Below are 12,833 nucleotides of genomic sequence, written 5' to 3'. Positions count from 1 at the left end.
TGTTAGTATTAAAATTAGTTTTAAACTTAATTTAAAGAAAGAATTGGTCAAAATGAATGAATTTGATTTTGACTAATTCTTCTTTTAATTTATAAATATGATAATTTTACAGTAGAAATTGATAATGATGGAATTATCTTAGAATTTTAAGTCAGGTTGGACTTGTTATTTTCTTTCATTTGGCTAAAGGTAAAAATGTCGAAACTAAATTTATTACATCATAATTATTATAAAAATTAAAGAAAGTGAGTGAGTTAATGTTTGAAATTAAAGATATCAAATTTAAGAAGATTTTAGATATTAAGTTCTTGTGTATTAATAATCCAATTACATGTATTGTAGGATCTTCTGGGAGTGGTAAAACAACATTACTTAAAATGTTGAATGTATTAAATTTACCAGATGAAGGTACAATTATTTATAATGGAGAAGACATTTCTAAGATTGATACGCTGAAGTTACGTCGTAAAGTAGTTATGTTAGGGCAAACTCCTGTAATATATAGTGGATCAGTTGAAGATAATTTACAAATAGGATTAGAGTTTTCTAGAAAATTACCTGCGTCTAAAGTTGCAATGGAAGAAAGTCTTGCAAGGGTTGAACTTTCAAAGAAGTTAACTGATAATTGCGGAAGTTTTTCAGGTGGTGAAAAGCAACGTTTATGCCTTGCAAGAGTGATGTTAATGGATGCAGATACATATTTATTGGATGAACCATCGGCTGCATTGGATAAAAAAACAGAAGAATTTATAATAGATAATTTAGCAAAGTTTGTATTAGAAAATAATAAGCAATTGATAATGGTTACTCATTCAGAACAAATTGCAAATAAATTTTCGGATTCCCTTATAAGAATTGAAAATGGAAGAGTTACGGAGGCATATCATGAATAATACTGTAATGAATCTCTCAATATTCCAGCTTTCAATCGCGTATATTTTTGTTTTGATACTCCTTATTATTTTTAAGTCTAGAGGAATTAGGCGAGAAAAGCAAATTTTAATAGCTACAGTAAGAATGACATTGCAACTTACTTTAATGGGGTATGTACTTATGTTTGTTTTCAATAATCCAAGCTGGTATCTTACTTTAATCATGATAGGGATTATGATTGCTTTTGCAATATATAATTCAATTAAAAGAGTAAGGGAGGAAATGTCAAAGGAACTTAAGAGAATAATTGCTTATTCTATGATGTTTGGGGCTCTTGCTACTGCTACGTTTTTTATTATTGTTGTACTTAAAGTGCGTCCATGGTTTAATCCTCAATATTTTATTCCGATTTCAGGGATGATTGTAGGAAATAGTATGACTGGAATTGCATTAGGAGCGAATAAGTTATGTAGTGATATGGAAGATAAAAGAGTTGAAATTGAAAATTCATTAATGTTAGGAGCAAGCCCAGCTCATGCAACTCGAGAAATCGTAAATGGTGCGTTTGATAGTGCAATTTTGCCTACAATGAATAATATGTTAACTATGGGGATTGTATCGTTACCGGGTATGATGACCGGACAAATACTTTCAGGAACATTTCCTATTACTGCGATCAAATATCAGATTGGAATAATGCTTGCTATTTTAGGGAGTACTGCACTTGCAACTGTTTTTTTTGTGACATTTGGCTATAGAACATTTTTTACTAAAGATAATAGATTAAAATAGGATTTTTATGTGATTTGTGTTTTGAGTAAGCTTTAGTGGATCATCAAATATATATAGTGGAGCAAAATCAAGATATGTAATTTTTTGCAATATAAATTTTTGTCATTATTAATCAGATATAAGCAATATATCTTGAATAAGTTTGAATTATTAAATATAATGTTTATAAGGACTAACTTCATAAAAGTTCATGCGAATGAAAAAGTATACATTAATTTATACATGATTATGCAAATTTAAGTTATCCTAAAATATATAAGAGGGGTAGATATTAGATGAAAGACGTGAAAATTTTAATAGTTGATGATTCGCCATTTCAAATAGCGTTATTAAGAGATGTGCTTACTGAAAATGGGTTTAATGTAGTTGGGCAAGCACAATCTTTAGAAGAAGTTATTGAGGAAGTTAAGAGAACAAAACCTGATTTAGTAACTATGGATATGACTATTCCTGGAACAGATGGGTTTGAATGCACACGAGAGATACATAAAATTGATAGTAATATTAAAGTGATCATTGTTAGTTCGATGATGGATGATGAACTAATAAGAAAAGCTAAAAAAACTAATGTGTCTGGTTATATTCAAAAACCAGTTGATTCAGAAGAATTAAGTTTATTAATAAACAGAGTTATGGCAGATGAGGAATTATTTTTAGAATTAGAGGGATTATATTCTAAAGTATTTAGAGAGGCTATATTAGATCTTTTCAATAAACTTACTAAGACAATTCCAGAAATAACAGATGAAACTAATGTTGATATGGATATGGAGAGTGAAGGAATATCTATAATTATGGGCATTACAGGTAAATATAGTGGCAGATTAATTTTTGATATGTCATTTGAAGCGGCAAATAAACTTTCAACAGTATTATTAAGAAGAGAGCCTAAAAATAATGAAGAGTTACTTAATGTTATATCTGAAATAGCAAATATGTTTGCAGGAAATGCATGTTCTATGATAAATAAAAAGAACAAAATATTTGGATTAAGAGTTGCTCCTCCAACTACACTTCACGGAGAATCAATAAGTATATCAAAAGCAGAGCTAGATAACAATTATTCTGCAAATGTAAGAACTAAATTTGGAGATCTGTCAATAAATATAGGATTTAAAAGAGGTGAAGGTGAGTGGTTGTCAATTATATAAATCCAATTATAGATTCTTTTAAAAATGTCATGCCACAACTAGGTTTAAATGATATAAAAGAAAATGATGTTAAATTAAAAGAAAGGCTAATAAATAGTCCGGGAGTTGTGATAATTATTGGTCTTATGGGAGATATTAAAGGAAATATTATTTATGGAATCAATGAAATAGATGCAAAGAAAATTGCATCAGTTATGATGATGGGAATGCCTGTAGAAGAGTTTGATGAATTAGCTCAAAGTGCTATTTCAGAACTTATAAATATGCTAACGGCAAATGTTGCAACTAATTTTTCACAGCAAAATGTATCAGTGAATATATCTACGCCAACTCTTATTTATGGTAAGTTCACTGCAAATGCTAGCTCAGATAAGGTTATTTGCATACCAATGAACATAAATGAAGCAACTATAGAAGTTAATATTTCATTAGAAAAGAATACAATTTAAGATAAATTAAAATAAATAACAAGCCTAATTTGCTGTATATATTTTTTCATCAGTCAAGGAGGTGAATTGCCCTCATAGAGGCTCTATTAGGTCAATTTACCGATGAGCAGACAAGTGAAAGTTCAAAGCTATGATTTGATGATGGTAGTTTACTTGTAAAAATAATAAAGTACTAGTAATCAGGTCACATGTTAAGGAATTGAAGAGCATTTCAGGTTTAGAATATATAAGTTGTAAAAGATTTTATTCATAAATTTTAAGTTTTATCACAGAAGTACATAGTAATGTTTATTATTTATGAATTTTATTAATTATAATTTATATATCTAAATTTGTATTTTATAAGGAAGTCCGTATCAAAGTATAGAAAATTTGGTATGGGCTTCCCTTATTTTATGTTGATGTAATGATATGTATTACTATTTGCAAATGATGTCGAAAATTAAATAATTAATAAAATAATTGGATTAAGCTGGTATATATAGATTGTATCTATATATTGTGAGTTGAATTTCTATTGGTTAAATACGACAGTTTTTGCTATAATAGTTTTAAAAGAATGTTAAATAATAAACAAACTTTAATTAAAATAACTTTAAAATTATAAATTTGATTATTGTATATTATATTGTAGAAAAATCAAAATATATTTAAGGCACATGAAAGAAAATAACAAGTCCAAAATGTCATGATTATTTTTCATCAGGCAAGGAAGTGGATTTGTCTCATAGTGGGCTATTAGAGGAATCCGCTAATGCAGCATGATGAAAAATAGGCTTGGCAGATGGACTAGTTATTTTTTTGAATGTGCCTAAAAGGAGTGTGGATATGTTTAAGAATGATTACTTTAAAACGGCATTGGGAATATACATAAGTTATTGCATGTTAGGCATGATTGTTATTTTATTATCATCAAACATGGCATTTGTAACTAAGCAATTTAATACAGATGCAGCTGGTATTAGTTTCTTGATTTCCGTGGAAGGAATAGTACGTTCAGCTACATTGTATATTACAGGGAGATTATCCGATAAGTTTGGAAGGAAAAAAATATTATGTTTGGCTCCAATATTTGCAATAGTATTTTTAGTAGGGATACCACTTGCACCTAATTATGGAGTAGCAGTTTTATTATCAGCATTTGCTGGTATATCACACGCTTTTATGGATGCTTCAAGTTATCCTTCACTAATAGAATGCTTTCCAAAGACTCCAGGAACAGCAACTGTTATAATAAAAGCATTCATAGCAATTGGTGGAATAATTTTACCAATAATGATATCATTTTTTGCAACTAGAAATATGTTTTATGGATATACATTTTTTGTGATTGCAGCAGTAATGTTTTTTAATGGGTTATTTTTATTTAAAAGCAGGTTCCCAAAAGCTAATCAAATAGAGAATTCTAATGATGCTAAAGTAATTAAAAGAAAGTTTGCTAGTGAACCAGTCTTGAAAAAGGAAGGTTTAGCACTTATAATAATAGGATTTACATCTAATTCTATATTTACTGGATTTCAAACATGGATGCCTACTTATGGTCAAAATGTTTTAGGGATGAATCAAATAAATTCATTAAAATTAATAACATATTATAGTGTAGGAGCACTTATTTCAGTTTTAATATTAGCAAAGCTTTTACAAAAAACAATAAAGCCTATAGTTGTGTTAGTTGTCTATCCTATAATCGGAATAATGTGCCTTATATTAATATTGATTGTTCGAACAGAATTAGTTACAACAGTAGGTTTCTTTTTAATAGGATTATCATCAGCTGGAGTATTGCAGATGGCTCAAACTACAATGGGTGAAATCTTTTGGAAAAATAAAGGTGCAACAATAGCATTAGTATCTACAGCTAGTGGAATATCAGCAGCTGTTATTCCAGCTTTAACAGGAATGATATTAAGACATTCTGATATTTTACATGTATTTTATTTGATGATAGCGATATTCATAATAGGTATACTATCTGCTATATTTGCAAAATTGAGATATGATAAAATTATGATAAATGATTAGATATATTAATTATAGAGCTGTTTCTAAATTTTTAGAAACAGCTCTAATTTTTATGTTCTAATTTAAGTAAAGCTTATGCTATATAAGTAATTTGGCATTTCAATTTATGTAGAAGTTAATTGAAGAAAATGGCATCTGTTATTTTTATTCCATTTAATGGAAAAACAAAAAAGAAAGTATTATAATAAAATTAGAATATATTAAGGACAAACTATTTTAAAAAAGTAGTCATAATGTGTTTGTTTAATTGAATATATTTTAGTAAAAAGGGGGGAGTGTTTATGGACTTCAGAGAATTTATAGAAACAGATAGAGAGCAGGCTAATACAAGAAAGTTTGAAGGAAATTTTCTAGATTATTTAGAAATAGTAAAAGAAAATCCAGAGGTTGCTATCCTTGCCCACAAAAGAATTTATGACATGATTATGAGTAGAGGAGCAGAAGTTCTAAAAGGTGAGGATAACCCAAGGGTAAGGAAAATTTATGGTAATGATGTAATTAAAAAGTATGGTTTTTTCAAAGATGATTTTTATGGTATTGATAAGGTTATTATGAAGTTGGTAAGTTATTTCAAATCAGCTGCTATGAAGGGTGAAGAGTCTAGGCAGGTATTATATCTTGTTGGACCAGTTGGTGCAGGTAAATCTTCTATAGTTGAAAGTTTAAAATCAGCATTGGAATCTTGTGAGCCAGTTTATGGATTAAAAGGATGTCCAATGCATGAACAGCCACTTCATCTTATTCCCAAACATTTAAGACCAAAGTTTGAAGAAATGCTTGGAGTAAAGATTGAGGGAGATTTATGCCCAGTATGTAAGTATAAATTAACACATGAACTTAAAGGAAAGTATGAAGAATTTCCAGTCGAAAGAGTAGGATTCTCAATTAGATCTAGAAAGGGAATTGGTGTAGTACCACCTGTTGACCCTAATAATCAAGATACTTCTATATTAACAGGATCAATCGATATATCTAAAATGGATTTATACTCAGAAGATGATCCAAGAATCTTTTCTTTAAATGGTGCTTTTAACGTTGGTAACAGAGGACTTGTAGAATTTATTGAGGTATTTAAAAATGATGTTGAATACCTTCACACAATAATTACTGCAACTCAAGAAAAATCTGTACCATCACCAGGTAAAGGGTCAATGATTTACTTTGATGGAGTTATAATTGCTCATTCAAATGAAGCAGAATGGAATAAGTTTAAATCAGATCATACTAATGAAGCTATTTTAGATAGAATAGTAAAAATAGAAGTTCCTTATTGCTTGGAACTTGATGAAGAAGTTAAGATATATGAAAAAATATTAAGAAAGAGTACATTTAAAGCTCACATAGCACCACATACTATTAAAATTGCAGCTATGTTTGCAATACTTTCAAGATTAACTCCATCTGCTAAGGTAGATGCTATGACTAAGCTTAAAATCTATAATGGAGAAGAAATAGTTGAAAAAGGAACAACAAAGAAAATTGATATTGGAGAACTTAGAGAAGAAGCTGGTCAATATGAAGGTATGAAGGGAATAAGTACAAGATTTATTATAAAGGCTATAGATAATGCACTTTCAGAATCAGGATATGATTGTATTAATCCACTAAGCATAATGGAAAGTATTATAAGGTCAGTTAAAGAGCTTGATATTGCTGCTGAGGATAAGAAAAAGTATTTAGGATTTATTCAAGATACTATTAGAAAAGAATATAATAAGATTCTTGAAAGAGAAATTACTAAAGCATTTATACATTCTTTTAGAGAACAAGCTGAGAGTTTGTTTAATAATTATATAGATAATGCGGAAGCATATGTAAATAAGAGTAAGATAAAAGACGATTCAACAGGAGAAGAGCTTAACCCAGATGAAGAATTTATGAGAAGCATAGAAGAACAGATAGGAGTATATGCTGCATCAGCTAAAGGATTTAGATCAGATGTAACATCATATATGTTCTATGTAGTTAGAAATGGTGGAAAATTGGATTATACTTCTTATGAACCACTAAAGGAAGCTATAGAAAAGAAATTAACAGCTTCAGTTAAAGATCTATCAAGAATTATAACTAAATCTAAAGTTAGAGATAAAGAACAGGCAGAAAAATATAATTCTATGGTTGAAGAGATGAAAAAGAATGGATATTGCTCTCATTGTTGTGATGTTATCTTGAAATATGCTGCTAATAATTTATGGAGGGATTAGAGTAGTATATGGCTATATTTAGAGATTATACAAATAATCAAATTGATCATGACAGGTCCATAGAAGATAGAAGAAGGCATAGGCAGCTTGTAGAAAAATCAATTAAAGAGAATTTGGGTGATATATTATCAGAAGAGAGTATAGTTGGTGAGAGTAAGAATAAAAAGTTTAAAATACCTATTAAAGGAATTAAGGAATATCAATTTGTTTATGGAAGCAATTCTAAAGGGGTAGCCACTGGAGTTGGTGATGAAGAAAGAGGAGATAAATTAGGTAATGGAAAGAAACAATTAGCAAATGGTAATAAAGGTGCAGGAAATCAAGAGGGTGATGATGTTTATGAAACAGAAATTACTCTTGAAGAATTAATGGACTATATATCAGAAGATTTAGATTTACCTAATTTAGATCAAAAGAAGTATTCTGAAATAGTTACTGAAACTACTGGCAGAAAGAGAGGCTATCAAACTCATGGTATAAGACCAAGACTTGCAAAGAAAAAAACTGTTATGTCTAAGATTGCAAGAAAACAGGGTAAAAAAAGAGCTTTAAGGGAAATGGAAGAGGAACAGGAATTAGATAGATTTCCTTTTAGAGAAGAAGATTTAAGGTATTACAGAGTTAAATTAAAGCCTAGAAAAGATAGTAATGCTGTTATGATATTTATTATGGATGCCTCAGGTTCAATGGATATAACAAAAAAATATTTAGCAAGATCATACTTTTTTGTTCTTGCTACTTTCCTAAAAAGAAAATACAACAATATAGCATTTGAATTTATATACCATACTACTGTTGCAAAAAGGGTAGATGAATATGAGTTCTTCCATAAATCTGAATCAGGTGGTACGTATATATCAAGTGGTATTAATGAAGCTTTAAATGTGATTAAAGAAAAATATCCACCATCAGCTTGGAACATATATAGCATATATGCAAGTGATGGAGATAATTGGTCTGAAGATAATGAAAGAGCTATTGCAGCAGTTAAAAATATATGTGAAATAAGCAATATGTTTGGATATGCTGAATTATTACCATCAACATATACAACAACAATGTATCATAAGTTCAAAAAGGAAATAACTGACGAAAAATTTGTTCCTGTAATAATAAAAGAAAAAAAGGACTTATGGGATGCACTTAAGATTATGCTTAGAAAGGAGTTAAAGGAGGAATAGGACTTTGGAATATAGTTTTAGTGATATTGAAAAATGGAATGAGAAAATAGAAAAGAAAGTTAAAGAATATGGATTGGATTTCTATCCTCAAGAGTTTGAAGTTATAGGCTTTAACGATATGATAGGATATGAAGCTTATGTTGGTATGCCATCAAGATATCCACATTGGAGTTTTGGTAAGTCCTATGAAAAAAATAAAACGCTTTATTCTTTAAATCTTACAGGTCTTCCTTATGAAATGGTTATTAATTCGGATCCTTGTCTAGCATATTTGATGAAAGATAATACCTTGTTATTGCAAATATTAACTATGGCTCATGTATATGGGCATAATGATTTTTTCAAAAACAATAGATTATTTAAGCAAGGTACCAATGCAAGTTACACATTAGAAATGTTTAATTTAGATGCAAAAATTATACGTGATTACATTGACGATCCAAGCATTGGTTATTCTGAAGTTGAAAGGATATTAGATGCAGCTCATGCAATTAGATATCAGATAGGAAGAACTGTTGGAATAAAGGAACTATCAAATGAAGAAATTAAAGAAAATATGATAAAAGATTACGAGAGAAAAAAGGGAAATAGGGGAATATTAGATTCTAATAAAAAAATAGAATTACCTGATTTAGAAAAGATACCATTAGAGCCAGTAGATGATGTTATTGGATTTATAATAGAGTATGGTAATTTGCAGGAGTGGGAAAAGACAATATTAAGAATAGTAAAACGAGAAACACAATATTTTATTCCTCAAATAGAAACTAAAATAATGAATGAAGGTTGGGCAAGCTATACCCATTACAATATATTAAAAGAATTAGATTTGCCTCAAGAATTACATTTTGAATTTATAAAAAGACATAATGATGTAATAGCACCAGCGATAGGAGGGTTAAATCCTTATTATATTGGATTTAAGATATTTGAAGATCTTGATAAAAAATATGGAAAAGAAAAAATATTTGAGGTTAGAGAAGTTGAAAGAGATTCTTCGTTCTTAAGGCGTTACTTGACTAAAGAATTGTGTGAAGAATTAAATTTATTCCAATATAATAAAAGAACTTTTGATACTGTAATTGAGGAAATATCAGATGAAACTGGATGGAAAACAATTAGAGATACATTAAGTTATACTGCAGGTATGGGAAGTATTCCTTATGTTAGAGTTATAGATTTAAACAAAAAGGATTACACTTTAACACTTGAAAACCTTTTTGATGGAAGATCATTAGAGCTATCTTATGCTAAAGAAACTTTAAAATATGTTCAAGAGCTTTGGGGGCATAATGTTAGATTAATCACTAAAGGAAATGATGGTCAAGAAGTAATTATGACTTGCAATCAAGAAAAAAGAATAATTTTATCTTAAAAATTTAAATACTAGGATCAGTCATATGAAATAAAATAACAAGTAATTATGCTGTTTAAAGTTTATATAAAATAAATAAGCATATTCACATCGTTTTGAGCGATTAGATGAATATGCTGAGAATAAACTATATAAAATAAATTAGCATTCTGACTTGTTATTTTTTGTATAGTAACCAAATATATAAAAATGAATATTCTATTTATGTAGGGATATTGAAGAAATAAGTTGATATGTTAGTCGAGTTTTTATCATGCTAATTATATCATGAGTCTAACTTAGTTGAAAAAGAATATATACAAAATTTTAAGTTTCTTATTTTATTAATATCCATAAGAAAATAATACTTAGGAGATTGAGATGAACTTAAAAGGTAGTAAAACAGAAAAAAATTTATTTAAGACATTTGCAGGAGAATCTAGAGCAAGAAATAAATATAATTTTTATGGTGATAAAGCTAGAGAAGAGGGGCTAATGTGGGTAGCTGATATATTTGACGAAACTGCTCATAATGAAAAAGCTCATGCTAGAAGAGTATTTAAGGGATTTTTACACAAAATTGAAGATTCAGAAGATAATTTGATAGAAGCGTCTTTGGGAGAAGCAGAGGAAAGTAAGGTTATTTATAAGGAATTTGAAAATATAGCTAGAGAAGAAGGTTTTGATGAAATAGCCGATTTTTATAAGGAGCTTCAAGAGGTAGAAGAACATCATAAGGAAAGATTTTTAGAAATAGCTAAGAGACTTAAGGAAGGAAAAATGTTTAAATCGAATACAAAGTCAGAATGGATATGTTTAAATTGTGGTTATATTCATGAAGGGTACGAAGCTCCAATGAAGTGTCCATTATGTGGATATCCAAGATCATATTTTAAAAAGATGGACAATAAGGATTGTAAACAGGAGGATAAAAAGAAATGTTGTATGAATATCCAGAGGAATTTGTAGTTTCTGTTATTTATGTTAAAGATCTAAAAAATGATTTTGCTGATAGAGATAATAAGTTTGAATTTTCAGCTAATGGTGGATTTCTAAAAATTCCAGAAAATGAAATTGAAGAATATGAACTTTTTTCTGAAAAAGGTAACACAATAGAATCAATTGTAGATATAAATTTAAGCGATATTGGGAAAGAAGATTCGGGGATACAAGAACAAGAGGCTTTAGGTAAATTGGAAAATTATAATACAGGTAATATTTTCAGTTCAATAGATGATGAATATGCAAATAATGAAACAGATTAAAATATAGATAGACAACTTATGATACAATTTACTGAAAGAAGTTGCATTCTTTTTCTTGCTATATAATTGCAATGCTTCGAAAAAGAATACAGCTTCTTTCTATTATAGAATATCTTTTAAAGTTTAAGTCTAGGTCATAGTCCTGTGGAACAAAAATACAATTGATTTCTTTAAGTTATCACATAAGTCTAAAGTCAAAGATGTTTATTTACATTTGTAAATATATTAATAAAAATTTTAAATTAAATTGTAATTAAAATGTTTAATTGAAAATATATTATATAATAAGGAATAAATTTAGAAGGAATAAATTATGAAATATGATGATTTAGTAAAGCAACAATATGATGATATTGATAAATTGAGTACATTATTAAAAAATTATGTAGATTCATATAGATTATTGATTGGAGGGGCTTCAGAATTATATGGTATTAATTTAGTAAAGAAAAGTGATATAAAAAAGGCAATTGATAGGGTGGATGAAGTTGGGGATTTAATAGACAAATTGATAGATACTATAGATAGATGTGGTGGAGCGTATTTGAGGTATTGTAAAATTAAGAATGAATATATTACAGTTAGTACAGAGAAAAATAAAATATTTACTGAAATAGATAACGAGCTTAATTTTCAAAATTCTGAAAGAGAAGATGATAAGCAAAAAGATGAGAATTAATAAAATTGGAAAAAGAAAATCTAGAAATGCAGTTTGCTTTTAAAATGTACGCATTGTTTTTGGTTATACTTTATGAATTAAAAACTCTGCCCTAATATTAAGGCAGAGTTTTTAAATGTATATATACATCTACAATTTCTTCAATTTTAAATTGCTTACCATTAAGTATGAACCAATAATCATTAAAATAATAGTAATATAAACGGGTACTACTGGTGTTAAATTAAATAGTGCGAAAATTGCCATGAAGCAACCAACAATTGTTATTGGTACTCCAGTAAATACTCCATCAAATGCAGCAGTATTAAATCTAGCTAATCTGTATGCACCGCATATTGGAAATAACAATAATATTATATATCCTATTAATCCATTTGGACCAACATATGTAAGATTAAATAATATATATATTAAAATAGATGGTGCAACACCAAAAGAAACTAAATCTGCCAAAGAATCTAACTCTTTACCTAAATCACTAGATACATTTAAGAAACGAGCTATTCGACCATCATATCTATCTACCAAACCTGCTAATAGAATAAATATTCCTGCTGCTTTAAGATTGTTATCCATTGCTGATAATATAGATATAATTCCACAAGATAAATTAATAAAGGTAAATACATTAGGAATACAACTTTTCCTCATAAAATCACTCCTAAAATTAAAAAAGATACTTACAAGATTTTATTATATCATATAAAGAAAGATAATATAAGAGACAAATTAACTTTAAGGTTTTATTAAGATTGTGATACCCTCGACATTAAATAATTAAGATGATATAATTGACTTTATCTAATATCATTATATGTAATTATTTGTTAGTATCTCAAAATAGATACTAATTTTAATTAGCT

General features: G+C 28.4%; 12 protein-coding genes. 11 read left to right on the top strand and 1 reads right to left on the bottom strand.

The annotated features are described in order from the left end of the window. Positions 1-257: 257 nt before the first annotated feature. From CLSA_RS19580 to CLSA_RS19530, 11 genes are all read left to right on the top strand, one after another. Complete coding sequence (locus CLSA_RS19580; RefSeq protein WP_022749662.1) at positions 258-893, top strand: ABC transporter ATP-binding protein; 636 nt, start codon at positions 258-260, stop codon at positions 891-893. Continuing rightward, the gene (locus CLSA_RS19575; protein WP_022749658.1) at positions 886-1,665 is read left to right on the top strand and encodes an ABC transporter permease; all 780 of its coding nucleotides are present in this window, start codon (positions 886-888) and stop codon (positions 1,663-1,665) included. The genes CLSA_RS19580 and CLSA_RS19575 overlap by 8 nt, the downstream gene beginning before the upstream one ends. Positions 1,666-1,940: 275 nt before the next feature. After that, positions 1,941-2,816: a response regulator gene (locus CLSA_RS19570; RefSeq protein WP_022749654.1), complete on the top strand. Its 876-nt coding sequence runs from the start codon at positions 1,941-1,943 to the stop codon at positions 2,814-2,816. Further along, positions 2,798-3,265, top strand: coding sequence for a chemotaxis protein CheX (locus CLSA_RS19565; RefSeq protein ID WP_022749649.1), 468 nt, complete (start codon positions 2,798-2,800; stop codon positions 3,263-3,265). The genes CLSA_RS19570 and CLSA_RS19565 overlap by 19 nt, the downstream gene beginning before the upstream one ends. A gap of 828 nt (positions 3,266-4,093) precedes the next feature. Further along, positions 4,094-5,287: an MFS transporter gene (locus CLSA_RS19560; protein ID WP_022749645.1), complete on the top strand. Its 1,194-nt coding sequence runs from the start codon at positions 4,094-4,096 to the stop codon at positions 5,285-5,287. A gap of 281 nt (positions 5,288-5,568) precedes the next feature. After that, positions 5,569-7,491, top strand: coding sequence for a PrkA family serine protein kinase (locus CLSA_RS19555; protein ID WP_022749641.1), 1,923 nt, complete (start codon positions 5,569-5,571; stop codon positions 7,489-7,491). Between the two features lie 8 nt (positions 7,492-7,499). Continuing rightward, complete coding sequence (gene yhbH / locus CLSA_RS19550) at positions 7,500-8,672, top strand: sporulation protein YhbH (RefSeq protein ID WP_022749637.1); 1,173 nt, start codon at positions 7,500-7,502, stop codon at positions 8,670-8,672. A gap of 4 nt (positions 8,673-8,676) precedes the next feature. Further along, complete coding sequence (locus CLSA_RS19545) at positions 8,677-10,047, top strand: SpoVR family protein (protein WP_022749632.1); 1,371 nt, start codon at positions 8,677-8,679, stop codon at positions 10,045-10,047. Positions 10,048-10,407: 360 nt separating this feature from the next. Then, positions 10,408-10,995 carry a rubrerythrin family protein gene (locus tag CLSA_RS19540; protein ID WP_022749627.1) on the top strand — a complete coding sequence of 196 codons (588 nt, stop codon included), beginning with the start codon at positions 10,408-10,410 and terminating at the stop codon, positions 10,993-10,995. Beyond that, the gene (locus tag CLSA_RS19535; RefSeq protein WP_022749625.1) at positions 10,965-11,291 is read left to right on the top strand and encodes a hypothetical protein; all 327 of its coding nucleotides are present in this window, start codon (positions 10,965-10,967) and stop codon (positions 11,289-11,291) included. Before CLSA_RS19540 ends, CLSA_RS19535 begins: the two co-directional genes overlap by 31 nt. Before the next feature lie 313 nt (positions 11,292-11,604). Continuing rightward, positions 11,605-11,970 (top strand): hypothetical protein, encoded by a 366-nt coding sequence (locus CLSA_RS19530; RefSeq protein ID WP_022749621.1) that lies wholly within the window; start codon positions 11,605-11,607, stop codon positions 11,968-11,970. A gap of 129 nt (positions 11,971-12,099) precedes the next feature. Here the strand turns inward: CLSA_RS19530 and pssA are convergent, their stop codons facing one another. Continuing rightward, entirely contained in the window at positions 12,100-12,621 is a 522-nt protein-coding gene (gene pssA, locus CLSA_RS19525) for a CDP-diacylglycerol--serine O-phosphatidyltransferase (RefSeq protein ID WP_022749617.1), read from the bottom strand. Positions 12,622-12,833: the final 212 nt, after the last annotated feature.

Source organism: Clostridium saccharobutylicum DSM 13864 (assembly GCF_000473995.1).
Taxonomy (GTDB): Bacteria; Bacillota; Clostridia; order Clostridiales; family Clostridiaceae; genus Clostridium; species Clostridium saccharobutylicum.
Note: the sequence above shows the minus strand (reverse complement) of the source record. Positions and strands in the feature narration are given on the sequence as shown.